Raw genomic sequence first — 17,167 nt, forward strand, 5'->3', positions numbered from 1 at the left:
GAAATTTGATAATTGCTAGATGTTAAAGAATAAAATTATAAAATTGTTGGTAGGCACTAATAATAAAGGAAAATTAAGAGAAATTAAGGATTTATTGCCTAAAAATGTTGAAATATACTCTCCACAGGACTTTAAAATAAAAAGCCCTCCTGAAAATGGCAAAACATTTAAGGAAAACTCCTTAATCAAAGCTAAATTTTTTTCTAAAAAATCAAAAATGATATGTCTGTCTGATGACTCGGGCTTAGAAATAGATGTTTTAGATGGAGACCCTGGAATTTATTCAGCTAGATGGGGAGGTAAAAAAGGTGATTTTAAAAAAGCAATGAATAGAGTTTTTAAGGAGTTAGATAAAAAAGACAAAAATTGGCGAGAGAAAAAAATTAAGGCCAGGTTTATTTGTGCCTTAACCATTTATAATAAAAATAAAGAAATAATAAATTCTATTGGAAAGGTTGAAGGTTTTATTTCACCAGTTATAAAAGGTAAAAATGGTTTTGGTTATGATCCTATTTTCATACCACTTGGAAAAAAAATTACATTTGGTGAAATGAGAGCATCACAGAAATATAAAATAGATCATAGATTTAAAGCTTTTAAAAAAATTAAAAAACTTTTTTAAATTCTCCATCTTCAGCTTTATAAAAATTTAAAATATGATTAATTTTATTGTTTTTAATTTCAAAAACTCCAACCTTTCCTTTAAACAAGGTTTTTTTAGTAAACATTTTTTTATCAATAACAGATTCGTTTTGAAGAATTAAATAATACACAAGCCCAACCAAGTCATAACTTAAAAATGACAATTGATTAGGGTACTGATTATATTTTTCAAAATATTCATTAGAAAATTCATCATAATTATCTTTATTTGCAGAAGGAAAATACAAGGGTTGTGAGCTTGTCTCTTTTAAAAGAGACTCATCAAACCATTGATTAAGAGTAATAAAATATTTTTCTTTAGGAGTTATATCCGTATAAAGCAGGGAAGTTGTTACACTTTTTAAACTTTCATCAAAATCAGAAATTACCACTGAATCAAATTTTACACTACCAAGAGTATCTCTCTTTTTTAACCTTTCAATTAAGAGCTCTTTATTGCTTTGTTCCGATTTCTCTAATCTATTTATTTCATCTTCAAGGTTTTGTTTTCTAATTTCATAACGTGTAATTTTTTCAATTTGTTTGGTAAGTTTAGTTGGGTCAGTATTATAAATATAATTTTCTAATATTTTTATTTTAGAATTAGAAATAGCTTTTTCAATTTCATTTTTAAAACCTACATCTGGAGTAAGAAAGATAGTTTTTTTTATTTCGTTTAATTCTATAAACTTCTTAATTGCATTTAGTTGTGAAGTTGCATTAATTCCAGCGTTGATAATGTTTTTGGAAAAATTATCATTCTTATTCGTTAGAGCCAAGAATGTTAATTCACTTAACTCACTTAGGTAAATTAGACTTTCGTTAAAAACTGGACCAATTACAATTTTTATTCCTGAATTAGCCAACTCTTTAGCTGCCTTTAAAGTGACCTCAGGGTTTGACTGTGTATCTTTTGGTATAATCTCAATTGATGCATTGTTAATTGTATTAATTGCAAGACGTGTAGATTTAATTATAGATTGTCCTATTTCAGAGTTCTTTCCAGTTAAAGGGACAAGAAGACCAATCCTAATTTTCTCATTTGCCAAGAGTGCTACTGGAGTAATTGAGAAACCAAAAGCTAAAAAAAGTATAATTTTAATAATTTTGTTCATTTTAATGTTATTATTATAACTATTATAATTTGATGATTCTACATACTGAAAATATAAATAATAAAGTTAAAAGTGGTCTTTATATTGTATCTACTCCAATTGGGAACTTAAGCGACATCACTTTAAGAGCCCTAGAAGTATTAAAAAAATCGGATTATGTACTGTGTGAGGATACACGTATTTCAAAAAATTTATTAGAACGGTATGAAATTAAATCAAAACTTATTGCAAATCATAAATTTAATGAAAAAAAAAATTTATCGAAAGTAATTGATATTTTAAAATCAGGATCGGTCGTTTCTTTGATTTCTGACGCTGGAACTCCATCTATCTCAGATCCAGGAGCTATATTAGTCAATGAATGTGTTATTAATGAAATAGATATCTTTCCAATTCCGGGTGCGTCAGCTGTTTCTTCTGCAGTTTCCATAAGTGGATTTAATGAAAAATATTTTTTTTATGGTTTTTTTCCAGATAAAAATAGCAAATTAAGTGAAGATTTCGAAAGACTTGCAAATTTAGAGGGCTGTATTGTTTTTTTTATTTCTCCACGAAAATTTAATAGATCGATAAAAGATTTAAAACGTTACTTTTCAAATAGAAAAATTTTGGTTTGCAGAGAAATGACAAAATTTTATGAGGAATATATAAGAACAGATGTGGAGACACTTGAACCATTTAAATCTGATCCCAAAGGAGAGTTAACAATTGTTATTTCTGAAAAGGTAAAAGAAAAAAATTCATCGATAATATTAAAAGAATCTGATAAAGTAATTATTCAAAAATTAATTAAAAAACTAAGCATAAAAGATATTACAGATTTAATTAGCCAAAATACGAATGTATCAAAAAAAGAAATTTACAATTATTGTTTAAAAATAAAAAATGAAAAATAAAATATTTTTAATAAGTTTAATTTTTTTAATCTTAACAGGGTGTGTTGGGATTAGCTCAAAAGGAGTTTTTGGAACAGGTGTTAGTGTTGCGTTTGATCCAAGATCTTTAGGGACCCAAATAGACGATTCTGTAATGCAAAAAAATTTAGCTGCGAGATTAGCCCTAAGAGACAAGAGCTATATCTTAGCTGTTAGCACAAAAGTTTTAGATGGAAAAATTTTTGTAACAGGAAAAGTAGATGATCCTGAAGAAAAACTTCAAATTACTAAACTTGCATGGGAAACAAAAGGTGTCAGATCAGTTAAAAACGATATTAAAATAAAAGAAGATTTTAATTTCAAACAATCAGCTAAAGATTTGTTAATTACATCTCAACTTCGTACTGCTTTAATATTTAACAAAAAAATTAAAGCAACCAATTATCAAATTGATACTTATAAGAAAAAAATATTTATTTATGGGATTTCTTTAACCACAGAAGAAAGAAAAGAAGTAATAAATGAAGCAAAAGAAATACTAGATGTAGAAGATGTTATTGCAAGTATTGTCTTGGTTGAAGATTTAAGAATTCAAAAAAATTAACTTTTTTTATAATCAATTACATCAGCAGAGTAGGCAGCAACTGAAGCTAAATTTATGATTTCTGAAGTAGATGACCTTAAAGGAGCTATTTCAATGGGTTGACCCAATCCAATTAAAAGAGGACCAATAACTTTTGTGTCACCTAAGCTTTTCATCATTTTATAAGAAATAGCAGCACTGTGTTGGCCCGGCATTATTAATATATTTGCATTTCCTACAATACTTGAGAAAGGATATAATTCTTTGTACTCTTCATTTAAGGCAACATCTGGCTGCATGTCCCCATCAAAATCAAAATCTACATTTTTATCTTTTAAAATTTCAACAGCCTTTTTTATATGTTTAGTTCTACTTGTTAGAGGTTGACCAAAAGTAGAGTGAGAAACAAAAGCAACTTTTGGAACAAATCCAAACATTTTAACAACCCTAGCTGATGAAATTGCAATTTCTGCAAGCTCCTCTGAACTTGGATATTCATTTACACTCGTGTCTCCAACAAAAATAGTTTTTCCTTTAGCAACAACCATATTTAATCCAAACATGATTTCACCTGGTCTAGCATCTATAACTTGTGTAACTTTATCAAAAGAAGCTCCAAATCTTCTAGTATTTCCAGTGACAGCACCATCTGCATCACCACAAGCAACCATACAAGATGCCCATACAACCCTATCATTTCTAACTAATCTATCACAATCTCTTTCCAAAAGACCTTTCTCTCTTTGCAATTTTTCAAATAAAAAGTTTACGTACTTTTCTCTTTTTTCTTTGTCTTCAGAATTAACTATTTCAATATCAAAATTTTGATTGTAGCCAATTTCTTTTATTCTTTCTTTAATTTTATTTTTTTTACCAATTAAAATTGGTGTACCCAATTTAGAATTTTTAAATGCAATTGCCGCCTTAAGAGTGTTTTCGTCTTCTCCATCTGCAAAAACAATTCTCTTTTGATTTTTTTTGATATGAGAGTTAATACCTTGCATAATAGTTACTGAGGGATCTAGTCTTTGTTTGAGTTGGTCTCTATAAGCCTCAAAATCTTTTATATGTTTTTTTGCAACACCACTATCCATAGCAGCTTTTGCAACAGCTGCAGGAATTACACTAATCAGTCTTGGATCAAACGTGGATGGAATTATATAATCTTTTCCATATTTAGGACGATCTCCTCCCATTGCGGCAACAACTTCATCTGGAACATCTTCTCTTGCTAATTTTGCAATTGCGTTTGCAGCTGCAACCTTCATTTCTTCATTAATAGTTGTAGCTCTTACGTCTAATGCTCCTCTAAAAATATAAGGAAAACCAATTAAATTGTTTACTTGATTGGGATAATCAGATCTTCCAGTTGCAATAATGGCATCATCTCTAACTTCCATTATTTCTTCAGGTGTTATTTCAGGATCAGGATTCGCGCAGGCAAAAATTATTGGGTTCTTAGCCATAGTTTTTACTAACTCTTTTTTCAAAGCTCCTTTGGCAGATAATCCTAAAAATACGTCAGCTCCATTTATAGCTTCTTCTAAAGTTCTTTTTTTAGTTTCTACTGCATGGGCAGATTTCCACTGGTCCATTCCCTCAGTTCTACCTCTATAGACCACTCCTTTACGATCAAGCATGATTACATTTTCACTAAGTACACCACTATTTTTAAATAAATTTGTACAAGCAATTGCTGATGCACCTGCTCCATTTACAACAACTTTAATGTCTTTTATTGATTTACCACTAATATCTAAGGCGTTAATTAATGCAGCTGTAGTTATAATTGCTGTTCCATGTTGATCGTCATGAAAAACTGGAATATCTAAAATTTCTTTTAATTTTTCTTCAATTATAAAACAATCAGGAGCTGCGATATCTTCTAAGTTAATACCACCAAAACTGCATGCAAAGTTTTTAATACTATTAATAATTTCATCGGAATCTTGAGAGTCAATTTCTAAGTCAATAGAATCGATATCGGCAAATCTCTTAAATAAAACTGCCTTTCCCTCCATGACAGGTTTAGATGCAAGTGCTCCTAAATTACCCATTCCTAAAATAGCTGATCCATTACTTATCACTGCAACTAAATTTCCTTTAGATGTATAATCGTATGCTGTCTCTGGATCGTCAGCGATTGCTTGAACTGGAACTGCAACACCAGGAGAATAAGCTAATGCCAAATCTCTCTTAGTTGTCATTGGTTTTGAAGAATTTATTTCTATTTTTCCTGGCTTATTTAAGCTGTGGAATTCTAGAGCCTCTTTATCAGTATAATGATCTATTTTAGTTTTTTTCATTTATGTTAATTAGATATACAAATGGAGCAAATTTAAGACTAATATGATTTATGAACCTTATTAAGTCAACAAGCACGTTTAGCTTTTTTACAATAATTAGTAGGTTACTGGGCTATTTAAGAGATATTTTAATAGCAGTATTCCTTGGAACTGGAATTTTGGCAGATGCTTTCTTTGTGGCGTTTAGAATTCCCAACACTTTTAGAAGGTTATTTTCTGAAGGAACATTTAATGCAGCTTTTGTTCCAAGCTACTCATCATTATTGAATAAAAAAAAAGAAGCACAAAATTTTGCTAATAGTATTTTTAATCTACTCACCCTAGGTCTAATAATTTTAGTTCTGATTGTAGAGATATTGATGCCTTTATTTGTTTATCTAATTGCACCAGGTTTTGAAGGCGATTATGATAAAATGGAACTAGCTATAACCTTAACAAGAATTACCTTCCCATTTTTAATTTTCATAAGTTTGGCATCATTTTTTTCTGCAATTTTAAATTCACATAATAAATTTGCAATAGCGTCCGCTGCGCCAATTATTTTAAATATACTTTTAATTGGAGTTTTGTTATTTGCAAAAATATTAGACGATAATCTTGTTTATTATTTATCTTATGCTGTAACCATTTCAGGCGTTGTACAATTTATTTTTCTATACTTTTTTGTAAAAAAAAATTTTTCACCTAAGATTAAATTTAAAATTAACATTAATAAAAAAATTAAAAACTTTTTTAAAAAATTATTACCTAGTATTTTTTCATCAGGTGTTACTCAAATAAATATTTTAGTAGGAACAATTATTGCATCTTTTCAAGCTAGTGCGGTTTCTTACCTTTATTATGCTGACAGAGTTTATCAAATAAATTTAGCCATTGCTGGAATTGCAATTGGTACAGTTATTTTACCCCAACTATCCAAATATGTTAAAAGTCAAAATAAAGATAAAATAAACTTAATTCAAAATAAAGCTTTAGAACTTAGTCTATTCTTGAGTATCCCAGCAACAGTTGCATTATTAATTGCCTCAGAAGAAATTATTTCTTCATTATTTGGCTATGGTTCTTTTGATGAATTAAGTGTTAAGAATTCAGCAAAAGCTCTATTTTATTTTGCAATTGGTTTGCCTGCTTTTTCATTAATAAAAGTTTTTTCGACATTTTTTTTCGCAAGACATAATACAAAAATACCGTTTTATATTTCATTATTATCTGTTTTATTAAATATATTTATAAGCGTTATCTTTTTTAAACAAATTGGTTTTATAATCATACCAATCGCAACTACCACTTCATCCTGGTTTAATGCATTGCTATTGTTTATCTTTTTAAAAAAAGAAAGTTTTTTCAATTTTAATCATATCTTTATAGATAGATTAATTAAAATTTTAACAGCATCAGTGATTATGGGAATATTTTTTAATTATATAATTTATTTTTTTAATAATGAATTATCCTATCAAGAAAATTTTAAAGCGATCTATTTAGTGGGTGCTGTTATTACTGGTCTTATATTTTATTTTTTCATTGCAGTTTTAATCAAGGCTTTTAAAAGAACAGATATTAATTTAAACTATTGATATGATTAAAAAAATTTTTTCTGGAGTACAACCTACTGGTAACTTACATTTAGGAAACTATCTCGGAGCAATTAAAAATTTTGTAAAACTCCAAAATGAAAAAGAAAATGAGTGTATTTTTTGTGTAGTTGACCTTCATGCAATTACAGTAAAACAAGATCCTAAGGAACTAAAAAAGAATATAAGAGAAACTGCGGCAACATTTATTGCAAGTGGAATAGATCCTAACAAAAGTATAATTTTTAATCAATCAATGGTTCCAGCTCACTCTGAAGCCGCATGGATATTAAGTTGTGTTTCAAGAATTGGCTGGCTTAATAGAATGACTCAGTTTAAGGAAAAAGCTGGAAAAGATAAGGAAAAAGCTAGTATTGGCCTTTACTCCTATCCAGTATTAATGGCTGCTGATATCCTGTTGTATGACGCAACTCATGTTCCTGTTGGTGATGATCAAAAACAACACTTAGAACTTTGTAGAGATATAGCACAAAAATTTAATAACGATTTTAATGCAACAGATTTTTTAAAAGTTCCAGAGCCCTTAATACAGAAAGAGTTTTCTAGAATAATGAGTCTTAAAGATGGTTTAAAAAAAATGAGCAAATCAGATCCTTCAGATTTGAGCAGAATTAATCTTACAGATAATAGCGAAGAGATTTTAAATAAAATTAAAAAAGCAAAAACGGATCCTTTGCCACTTCCTTCAGATATTAAAGATTTAAACGAAAGACCAGAAGCTGAAAATTTATTAGGGATTTATTCAAGTTTAAAAAATCAAAATTTAGAAAAATCTATTATTGAATTTAAAGGAAAAAATTTTTCGGAGTTTAAAGAGAAGTTATCAGAGACTTTAATTGAAACAATTGATCCAATTTCAAAAGAAATAAAAAAATTATTAAATGATGAAGGTTATTTAGATAAAATTCTTTTAGAAGGTTCTAATAAAGCTAATAAAATTGCTTCAAAAAAAATAAAAGAAATTAAAGATTTAGTAGGTTTTTAATAAGATTATATTAATTAGTTTAAATTTTCTCAGTAATCATTATATATAAAAAGATGTTTATTCAAACTGAAGTAACACCAAACCCAAATTCACTAAAGTTTTTGCCTGGAAAAACAGTTTCCAATAATGGATCATTTGAAGTGATAAAAAAAGAAGAAACTGATAATGAATTAGTAAGAAATATTTTATCAATTAATGGGGTAACAGGCGTATTTTTAGGAGAAGATTTTATATCTATAAATAAAAATGAAGAAGTAAATTGGGAAGATATTAAACATATAGCCATTTCACTGATTAATGATTTTTATTCTACAGGAAAAGAATTTGTAATTGCCAATGAGTTACTTGGAGAAAAAAAAGAGGAACACACTGAAATCGAAAAGCAAATTATAAGTATCTTAGAATCAAAGATTAGACCTGCTGTTGCAAAAGATGGTGGTGATATTAAATTTAAAGAATTTAAAGATGGAATTGTTAAGGTAGAATTACAGGGAAGCTGCTCTGGTTGTCCCAGCTCGACAATGACCTTAAAACAAGGTGTACAAAATCTTTTGTGTCACTATTTACCTGAGGTTAAAGAAGTGGTTGCAATATAGTTATGAGAAAAAAAACAATTATTAGAAAAAAACTTACATCATTTTTTCAAACTGCAAAAAATTTAAAAAAAAAAATAAACTAGATGCACAAAAAAGTGGACTAGATAATCTTTCAAGAACTTTTTTATCAAGTTTAATCATTATATCGATTTTTTTTATAGCTCCATTAGCCATTAATCTTACAAAAGAAAAAATGATACTTTCTAAGGACTATGAAAATAACTCAAAGAATAATTTAAAAAAATTATTAGAAAACAAAACAACAAAACTAGATGAACAATTAAATAAAAAGTTTTTATATGAAGATGTTTTAACATTCGATGAACAGCCCTCAGATGCCATACTATTAAGTGCTGCAACAATTGAAGAACTTTTTAAATCAACAAATTATAATTTAAAAGATGTTAGAGAAAATAAATTAGTAAAGCCTATAAATTTAGATCTATTACCAAAAGAAATTGGAAAAATAGAAAATACTAAAAAAAGAAAAGAATTATTCATTCAGATAATTTTGCCTTTAGTCATTGATGAAAATAATAGTATTAAACTAGATAGAATAAAGCTCTTTAGTATTTTAAATAAAAGCAAAAATACAAAGACAGAACAAGAGTGGTTAAACATAAAATTTAAACAATATGGAGTTGTAAACAAAGATTTATCTACATTGAAAATTAGAATGGATGAAGTGCCCGTTTCAATGGCAATTGCACAAGCTGCAAAGGAAACTGGTTGGGGAACATCAAGGTTTGCTCAAGAGGGAAATGCATTGTTTGGTCAGTGGACGTGGAGTGGTGAAGGAATAAAACCGGCCGATGCAGAAGATGATAGTACACATAAAGTTATGAGATTTAAGGTTTTGCAGGCGTCCGTAAAAGCATATCAAAGAAATTTAAACACACACTCGTCTTATAAAGATTTTAGAAGTGCAAGAGCAGAATTGAGAGATGAAGGAAAAGAATTAGACAGCATGATTCTTACCGAATACTTAGATAAATATGCAGAGACAGGAAAAGAGTATGTTAAAATTTTACAACAAATTATTAGACAAAATGATTTAACAGATTTTGATGATGCGAAGTTATTACCATCTAGCAAAGATTTAGAAAGTTTAATTTAATTTTGATTCACTGAAAATTGAACGCCGAACCATCTCCATATTCCATCATCATTAAGTGAACAATTAACTCTACCTCTTCTGAATGTGAATTTTTCTCTAAAATTTATGTTTAGTATATTTTTATTAAAAGTAATATTTGACTTATCCCATCCACTACCCTCATCAGAGAAACAATTAATATTTTCTATATTTTTTTGATTTTCAAAAAATTCAACAGATAGTTTTGGTGGATTGTTATTGATAATATACTTGTCTTTAGGGTTTAAAGATTTGTATGGAAGTGGGCCAAGATTAATTAAAAATTTGAATCTTTCTAAGTCACCATATTTTTCATTAATTGGGAATCTGGGTAATTCATGAGGATCTTTATTAATATCAATAACACCAGAATGTTGTCCAAAAGCAAAATCAAAATTTTTGGAAATAAAATCTTTAATAGTTTTGCTATACTCACCAAATGGGTATGAAAAAAAAATTGGGTTATAGCCTAAGTTCTGATTAAAAATTTTAATTGAAGTATTAATATCAGCCAAAAAATTTTTTGTTTCTAGATCAACCAGGTAATTATGAGAATGTGAATGATTGCCAATGTAAGCATATGGCTCTTTTTCTACTTCTTGTATTTGTTGCCAACTCATATAGCCAGTTTTACCTACGGTTTCAGTTGAAACAAATAAAATAAAAGGAATTTTCTCTTTTTTCAAATATGGCCACGCAATTTTATAAAAAGATAAGAAAGCATCATCTACAGTGATAAGTATTTCTTTTTTATTTTTTGGAAAATTAAATTCTTTTTGTAAATATTGTGGATCAAAAAATTTATAATTTGAGGTATTGATTATAGACATTTGTTCTTTGAAAATATCCATTTGTATATTTGTTGAAGGATACTTATTTTCATCAAATCGGTGATACATCAAAGAAAGAATACCACTATCTTCAGAATAATATTTGATATTATTTTCTTCTGCTTTAGAATTGACAGCAAATAACATTATTATAATGAAAAATTTAATAGTAGATGCCACAAGAGATAAAATTTTTTTAACACTCATAGTTAGTGAAAATATTTATACTTGTACTCATGAAAATAGTAAAATTAATTTTGAAAAATTAATGATCTTAATTAATGATTTTTTAAAGGTAAATTCCTCTACTTTAGATCAAATTGATATTATTTATGTTAATAGAGGACCCGGTAGTTTTGCAGGAATTAGAAATTCATTAGCGACGATTAAAGCTTTATTTCTAACAAAAAAAATCAATTATTATTGTTTTAGTTTTGAAGATTTTAAAGGATTTAAAGAAGTTAAGTATGAAGAAGTCCCTAGTTTATGTGAAAAATTTAAAATTAAAAAGAATTTGATTAATCCTATTTATTTAAGTTAAAATTAAAAAATGTCAGAAAATATTGAACAAAAATGTTTAGCTAAAGGAGTTAAACTAACGGATCAAAGAAAAATTATCGCAAAAGTAATGTCAGAGTCTAATGACCATCCAGATGTAGATGAACTATATAATAGAGTTTCAAAGATTGATCCAAAAATAAGTATTGCCACAGTATATAGAACAGTAAAACTTTTTGAGGAGTCTGGAATTTTAGCTAAACATGATTTTAAAGGAGGCAAAGCTAGATACGAGGAATTAAATGAAGGACATCATGATCATTTAATTGATGTTAAATCAGGAGAAATTATTGAATTTGTGGATGAAGAGATAGAAAAGCTACAAGAAAAAATTGCTGATAAATACGGTTATCGATTGGTTGATCACAAATTAGAGTTATATGGGGTTAAAAAAAAATCCTAACACAATGTTAAAAAAAATTTTTATTAAAACTTTCGGTTGTCAAATGAATGAATACGATTCAAATCGTATATTCGATACTGTAAAAAAAATAGGCTTTGAAAAAACTGAAAAATATGAGGATGCAAATTGTTATCTTTTAAACACCTGTCATATTCGTGATAAAGCAAAAGAAAAGGTTTACCATGAAATAGGAAGAGTCAAAAAAATTTTTAGAGAGAAAAAAAAACCAATTGTAATTGTTGCTGGTTGTGTTGCTCAAGCTGAAAATCAAGAAATGTTAAAAAGAGAACCTTATATTGATATTGTAATTGGTCCACAGTCTTACCATAAAATAAATGAGGCAATATTAAATCATTTAAAAAACAAAAAAAAAGAGGAAGAAACAGAATTTGATACAATTTCTAAATTTAATTATTTAAGTCAGATTAAAAATAAAGACAGTAAAGTCTCTTCATTTTTAACAATCCAAGAAGGTTGTGATAAATTCTGTCATTTTTGTGTAGTGCCTTATACTCGTGGACCAGAATACTCCAGACCTTTTGACCAAATCATAAATGAAGCAAAAGAATTGGTTCAAAGTGGTGCAAAAGAAATTATCTTGTTAGGTCAAAATGTAAACGCATACAGTTATGATGAGGAAGGTAAAGAATATAGACTATCAGATTTGCTAATCAAACTTGATAGCTTTGATAAACTTGAAAGAATTCGATACACAACATCTCATCCCAAGGATATGACAGATGATTTGATTAACGTTTATAAGACATCATCTAAACTGATGCCCCTTGTACATTTACCAGTACAAAGTGGATCAAATAAAATTTTAAATCTAATGAATAGAAAACATACCATTGAAGAATACCTGCTAGTTTATGAAAAGTTAAGGATGATTAACCCAAAAATTGAGTTTTCTAGTGATTTTATTATTGGATACCCAGAAGAAGATGAGCAAGATTTTAAAATGACAATGGAACTAATTGAAAAAATAAAATTTATCAACTCTTATTCGTTTATTTTTAGCCCAAGACCAGGAACCGTTGCTGCAAATTTAAAACTCGTGGATCAAAAAAAATCCAAACAAAGATTAGAGATAATTCAGGAGAAATTATTTAATAACCAAATACAAAAAAATAAATCTCTAGAAAATAAAATTTTAAATGTTCTAGTAGAAAATAAAATGAAAGACGGGATTAAGTTATTTGGAAGAACAGAATATATGACATCAGTAATTTTTGATGGCAATATAGAAAATATTGGAAAACTTGTGCAAGTCGAAATAACAAGTAGTAATCAAAATAGTCTTTTTGGAAAATTAACTGAAAGCTCTAAAAAAAAGGTAGCTTAAAATTGAATAATACAGTTTCAAAAAAAATTAATTCAACATTAAAATTTGTATACTCTGATAATAACTCTTTAAGCGTTATCTTTCATGATAATGATTTATTAATGGGAGTTGTTGGTGAGTTTAATGAAAATTTAAAAGAACTTGAAAAAATTACTAATACAAATCTTTATTCAAGGGGAAATTCTATTTTAATAAAATCAACCCCAGAACAAAACGAAATTACAAAAAATGCCATTCAATTTCTTGCAAATCAATTTATTAACAATGGCAGTATTGAGAAAAAAGATATAATCTCATCTATAGATAAATTTATGATTGAGGAAAAAGTAAAAAATCAAAATGTTTCTGACATAATTAAAACACCAAAAAAATCTGTTATCCCTAGATCAGAGAGACAAAAAGAATATGTCAGAGCTTTAAGACAAAGTGATATTGTCATATCTGCAGGCCCTGCAGGGACAGGTAAAACTTTTTTAGCAGTAGCAGTTGGGTTAACTATGCTGCTTGATAAAAAGATTGAAAGAATTATTCTATCAAGACCAGCAGTAGAAGCGGGTGAGAGACTTGGGTTTTTACCAGGAGATATGAAGGAGAAAGTAGATCCTTATTTAAGGCCTCTATATGATTCTCTCTATGATTTATTTGATTTCGAAAAAATACAGAGAATGATTGAAATTGGTGATATTGAAATAGCACCACTTGCTTTCATGAGAGGAAGAACGTTAAAGAATTCTTTTGCAATTTTAGATGAAGCCCAAAATGCAACAGATACTCAAATTAAGATGTTTTTAACACGTATAGGTGAGAATTCTAAAATTGTTATAAATGGTGATCCTTCTCAAATAGATCTACCAAATAAAAACATGTCAGGCCTAAGTAGATCTAAGAAATTACTTGGACACTTAAAAGAAATTTCAGTTGTAGATTTTGATCATTCAGATGTGGTGAGACATCCTTTGGTATCTAAGATTGTAAAAGCGTACTCTGACCAAGAAAATGATTAAAATTGATGTAGTTTCGGAGTGCACTCTCTGGAGCAAAAAAATCAAAAGAAATAAAATTTTTTTTAATTCTATTCTAAAATTTTTTCCAAAAAAATATAAATTTATAGGTAAAAAAATAAATCTAACAATTTTACTTTCAAATAATAAGAATATTAAAAAGCTAAATAAAGATTTTAGAAATAGAAATAAACCTACAGATGTATTATCATTTCCATTTGAAAAAAAATTTAACCCAAAAAAATCAAATTATCTTGGTGATATAGTAATTAGCTATGAGTTTATGAATAAACCAAAAAATATAAGCATTTTAGAGTTTAAACAAAAAGTAGTTAAAATTTTTATTCATGGATTTCTTCATTTATTAGGACACGATCATATAAAACTAAAAGATTTTAAAAAAATGATTAAAGAAGAAGATTTAATTTATAAATTTATCAAAACAAAAGTTGCTTAACTTGCTTAAAAAAAATTTTTTAAACATATTATATGTATTTTTTTTAGGTGCTATCAGCTCTTACAGCTTGCCACCTTATAATTATTTTATAATTAATTTTTTTACTTTTTCGTTATTTTTTATTTTTCTTTTTACACAAAAAAAAAATAATCAAAATAATAAATCTTTCTTTAAATATGGATGGTTTTTTGGTTTTGGTTATTTTTTATGTAGTTTATATTGGATTGCAATTTCCTTAACTTTTGATGAAAGCTTTAAATTTTTAATACCTATAGCTATAGTTTTATTTCCTGCTTTTCTTGCAATATTTTATGGATTAATAACTTATTTGTTTTCTGTTTTTTATTCTAGAGATGTTGTTAGTACATTTTTTATTTTTTCAATTTTATTTGGATCTATTGAATTTATTAGAGGGACCATTCTTACTGGTTTTCCATGGAATTTAATTGCTTTTAGTTTTTCAGAAAGTATTTATTTTATTCAAATTCTTTCAGTAATTGGGACTTATTCTTTCAATTTAATTTGTATATCTTTGTTTACTGTTCCAGCTGTATTTATCTTAAGAAAAACCAGAAAAGAAATTATTGTCTGTTTTTTCTTTATAATAATTTCTGTAGGTTTTTTAGTTTTTGGCAATTTAAAATATAATCAATTTAATACTACAGCTGATATTAAAAATAATTTTACAATAAGAGCCGTATCACCCAATATTCGTTTAGACCGATTTTATTCAAAGCAGGATGAATTAAAGATAATACAAGAACTAATTACCTTGAGTAGTCCAGAAAAAAAAGAGCCAATGATTTTTTTATGGCCTGAAGGAATTATTCCAGACAGTTATTTAAGAGATATGGATATATATAAGGAATTATTTTCAAATAGTTTTTCTAGTGATGATTTAATAATCATGGGTCTAAATAGTGTAAAAACTAAAAATAATGAAAATTTATTTTTTAATTCAATGGCGATTTTTAACAATAAATTGGATTTAATTCATAGTTATAACAAAAATAATTTAGTGCCATTTGGAGAGTTTACTCCATTTGAATCAGTACTTAGTTTAATAGGACTTAAAACAGTAACCAATGATTACCAATCTTTTTCAAAAGGTGAGAACCAAAAAGCACTCTTAATAAAAAATGACAAGATAGAATTAAAATTACTACCCTTAATTTGTTATGAAATTATTTATTCAAATAGATTATTTAAAGACAAAAACTTTGATTATATAATTAATATTTCAGAAGATGGATGGTTTGGAAATTCTATTGGCCCAAAACAGCATTTTGCACACAGTATCTTTAGATCAATTGAAAGTGGAAAATATGTAATTAGATCAGCAAACAATGGAATATCTGCCATTGTTAATCCAATAGGTATTATAGAAAAAAAAGTTGAGTTTGGCACTACTGGTTATGTTGATTTTAAAGAGAGTAAAATCCTTAAATCTACACCTTATATAAATTATGGGGATAAGATATTTTTTATACTTATTTTATTATATATTTTTTTAATTTTTTCATTTAAGAAAATTACACATGAGTAATTTAAAAAATTTTTTATTTACAAGCGAGTCTGTTTCTGAAGGACATCCAGATAAAGTGTCAGATCGTATTTCTGATATGGTTGTGGATAGCTTTCTTTCAGGTGATCCTTTTTCAAGAGTAGCATGTGAAACTTTAACCACTACAAATAAAGTTGTTTTAGCTGGAGAAGTAAGAGGACCGAGCATCAAAGAAGAAGACCTTATTCAAAAAGTAAGAGAATGCATCAAGGATATAGGGTACGATCAAGATGGTTTTACTTGGAGAGAAGCTACAAAAATAGAAAGCCACCTTCATGCACAATCTGCTGATATAGCCATGGGTGTGGACTCATCAAGTAATAAAGATGAGGGAGCGGGTGACCAAGGAATAATGTTTGGTTATGCTTGTAACGAAACTGAAGAATTAATGCCAGCACCAATTCATTATTCTCATAAGATTTTGAGATTAATGGCGGAAGATCGAAAATCTGGAAAATTAAAAAATATTGAGCCAGATTCAAAAAGTCAGGTCACGTTTGAGTATATAGATGGAAAACCAACCAAAGTAAAATCAGTTGTTATATCTTCACAACACTCAGCAGATGTAGATCAAGCTAAAGTTAGAGAATTATTAAAACCTTATTTATTAAAATCAATTCCAGAAAAGTTTTTGAAAGATTTTAATGAAGAAGAATTATATATAAATCCAACTGGAAATTTTGTAATTGGTGGCCCAGATGGGGATTGTGGTTTAACAGGTAGAAAAATTATTGTAGATACTTATGGTGGAGCAGCACCTCATGGTGGAGGAGCTTTCTCTGGTAAAGATCCAACTAAAGTTGATAGATCAGCTGCTTATGCAGCAAGATATATTGCTAAAAATATTGTTGCATCTAACATTGCTGAAAAATGTTTAATTCAACTAGCATACGCAATTGGAGTTTCTAAACCTTTATCAATTTATGTAGATTTATTTGATAATGATTTAGAAAAAAATAAATTTGTAACAGAAAAGATCTCAGAAAATTTTGATTTAAGCCCAAGAGGTATAAGAGAAATGCTTGGCTTAAATAAACCTATTTATGAAAAAACAGCAGCTTATGGTCATTTTGGAAGAGTGCCTGAAGCTAACGGTTCATTTTCATGGGAAAAAACTGATAAAAAAGACGTTTTTTCTAAATAGTTGCTATTGAATTAAAAAAAAATCTTTATATAT

At 27.8% G+C, this 17,167-nt stretch carries 18 protein-coding genes; 14 read left to right on the forward strand and 4 right to left on the reverse strand.

Annotated elements, in window-relative coordinates:
• The first annotated feature begins 19 nt into the window (after positions 1-19).
• Positions 20-622, forward strand: coding sequence for an RdgB/HAM1 family non-canonical purine NTP pyrophosphatase (rdgB, locus tag AC5SLW_RS06700; RefSeq protein WP_011281659.1), 603 nt, complete (start codon positions 20-22; stop codon positions 620-622).
• Here the strand turns inward: rdgB and AC5SLW_RS06705 are convergent.
• Positions 606-1,757, reverse strand: a complete 1,152-nt coding sequence (locus AC5SLW_RS06705; protein WP_011281660.1) for an ABC transporter substrate-binding protein — start codon at positions 1,755-1,757, stop codon at positions 606-608. The two genes, rdgB and AC5SLW_RS06705, sit on opposite strands and share 17 nt — an antisense overlap.
• Before the next feature lie 32 nt (positions 1,758-1,789).
• On the opposite strand from AC5SLW_RS06705, the gene rsmI reads away from it, so the two are divergent.
• Both rsmI and AC5SLW_RS06715 read left to right on the forward strand, forming a co-directional pair.
• Positions 1,790-2,653, forward strand: a complete 864-nt coding sequence (rsmI, locus tag AC5SLW_RS06710; protein ID WP_494575098.1) for a 16S rRNA (cytidine(1402)-2'-O)-methyltransferase — start codon at positions 1,790-1,792, stop codon at positions 2,651-2,653.
• Positions 2,643-3,236 (forward strand): BON domain-containing protein, encoded by a 594-nt coding sequence (locus AC5SLW_RS06715; RefSeq protein ID WP_011281662.1) that lies wholly within the window; start codon positions 2,643-2,645, stop codon positions 3,234-3,236. The genes rsmI and AC5SLW_RS06715 overlap by 11 nt, the downstream gene beginning before the upstream one ends.
• Here AC5SLW_RS06715 and AC5SLW_RS06720 read toward each other — a convergent pair.
• Positions 3,233-5,521 (reverse strand): NADP-dependent malic enzyme, encoded by a 2,289-nt coding sequence (locus AC5SLW_RS06720; RefSeq protein WP_011281663.1) that lies wholly within the window; start codon positions 5,519-5,521, stop codon positions 3,233-3,235. The two genes, AC5SLW_RS06715 and AC5SLW_RS06720, sit on opposite strands and share 4 nt — an antisense overlap.
• A gap of 50 nt (positions 5,522-5,571) precedes the next feature.
• On the opposite strand from AC5SLW_RS06720, the gene murJ reads away from it, so the two are divergent.
• The 3 genes from murJ to AC5SLW_RS06735 are packed head-to-tail and all read left to right on the forward strand — an operon-like array spanning position 5,572 to position 8,697.
• The gene (murJ, locus tag AC5SLW_RS06725; protein ID WP_494575101.1) at positions 5,572-7,098 is read left to right on the forward strand and encodes a murein biosynthesis integral membrane protein MurJ; all 1,527 of its coding nucleotides are present in this window, start codon (positions 5,572-5,574) and stop codon (positions 7,096-7,098) included.
• A gap of 1 nt (position 7,099) precedes the next feature.
• A complete protein-coding gene (gene trpS, locus AC5SLW_RS06730) occupies positions 7,100-8,101 on the forward strand; it encodes a tryptophan--tRNA ligase (RefSeq protein ID WP_011281665.1) in 1,002 nt (333 codons plus the stop codon).
• 53 nt (positions 8,102-8,154) lie between these two features.
• Positions 8,155-8,697, forward strand: a complete 543-nt coding sequence (locus AC5SLW_RS06735) for a NifU family protein (RefSeq protein WP_006997529.1) — start codon at positions 8,155-8,157, stop codon at positions 8,695-8,697.
• 33 nt (positions 8,698-8,730) lie between these two features.
• On the opposite strand, the gene AC5SLW_RS06740 is transcribed toward AC5SLW_RS06735, so the two are convergent.
• Positions 8,731-8,871: a hypothetical protein gene (locus tag AC5SLW_RS06740; RefSeq protein WP_494575103.1), complete on the reverse strand. Its 141-nt coding sequence runs from the start codon at positions 8,869-8,871 to the stop codon at positions 8,731-8,733.
• A gap of 19 nt (positions 8,872-8,890) precedes the next feature.
• On the opposite strand from AC5SLW_RS06740, the gene AC5SLW_RS06745 reads away from it, so the two are divergent.
• The gene (locus AC5SLW_RS06745; protein ID WP_494575105.1) at positions 8,891-9,814 is read left to right on the forward strand and encodes a glucosaminidase domain-containing protein; all 924 of its coding nucleotides are present in this window, start codon (positions 8,891-8,893) and stop codon (positions 9,812-9,814) included.
• Here AC5SLW_RS06745 and AC5SLW_RS06750 read toward each other — a convergent pair.
• Positions 9,811-10,809, reverse strand: coding sequence for a polysaccharide deacetylase family protein (locus tag AC5SLW_RS06750; protein ID WP_494575107.1), 999 nt, complete (start codon positions 10,807-10,809; stop codon positions 9,811-9,813). The genes AC5SLW_RS06745 and AC5SLW_RS06750 overlap by 4 nt on opposite strands.
• Before the next feature lie 7 nt (positions 10,810-10,816).
• Between AC5SLW_RS06750 and AC5SLW_RS06755 the strand changes: the two genes are divergently transcribed.
• From AC5SLW_RS06755 to metK, 7 genes are read left to right on the forward strand one after another with little or no spacing between them, the layout of a single operon-like run.
• On the forward strand, positions 10,817-11,203 hold the full coding sequence (locus tag AC5SLW_RS06755; RefSeq protein ID WP_006997526.1) for a peptidase M22: 387 nt from the start codon (positions 10,817-10,819) through the stop codon (positions 11,201-11,203).
• 9 nt (positions 11,204-11,212) lie between these two features.
• Entirely contained in the window at positions 11,213-11,623 is a 411-nt protein-coding gene (locus AC5SLW_RS06760; protein ID WP_006997525.1) for a Fur family transcriptional regulator, read from the forward strand.
• Positions 11,601-12,968, forward strand: a complete 1,368-nt coding sequence (gene miaB / locus AC5SLW_RS06765) for a tRNA (N6-isopentenyl adenosine(37)-C2)-methylthiotransferase MiaB (protein WP_494575110.1) — start codon at positions 11,601-11,603, stop codon at positions 12,966-12,968. The genes AC5SLW_RS06760 and miaB overlap by 23 nt, the downstream gene beginning before the upstream one ends.
• A gap of 2 nt (positions 12,969-12,970) precedes the next feature.
• The gene (locus AC5SLW_RS06770; RefSeq protein ID WP_011281670.1) at positions 12,971-13,972 is read left to right on the forward strand and encodes a PhoH family protein; all 1,002 of its coding nucleotides are present in this window, start codon (positions 12,971-12,973) and stop codon (positions 13,970-13,972) included.
• Complete coding sequence (gene ybeY / locus AC5SLW_RS06775) at positions 13,965-14,426, forward strand: rRNA maturation RNase YbeY (protein ID WP_494575112.1); 462 nt, start codon at positions 13,965-13,967, stop codon at positions 14,424-14,426. The genes AC5SLW_RS06770 and ybeY overlap by 8 nt, the downstream gene beginning before the upstream one ends.
• 1 nt (position 14,427) lies before the next feature.
• On the forward strand, positions 14,428-15,972 hold the full coding sequence (gene lnt / locus AC5SLW_RS06780) for an apolipoprotein N-acyltransferase (RefSeq protein ID WP_494575114.1): 1,545 nt from the start codon (positions 14,428-14,430) through the stop codon (positions 15,970-15,972).
• Complete coding sequence (gene metK, locus AC5SLW_RS06785; protein WP_494575116.1) at positions 15,965-17,134, forward strand: methionine adenosyltransferase; 1,170 nt, start codon at positions 15,965-15,967, stop codon at positions 17,132-17,134. The genes lnt and metK overlap by 8 nt, the downstream gene beginning before the upstream one ends.
• Positions 17,135-17,167: the final 33 nt, after the last annotated feature.

It is taken from the genome of Candidatus Pelagibacter sp. PS_40 (genome assembly GCF_059417765.1).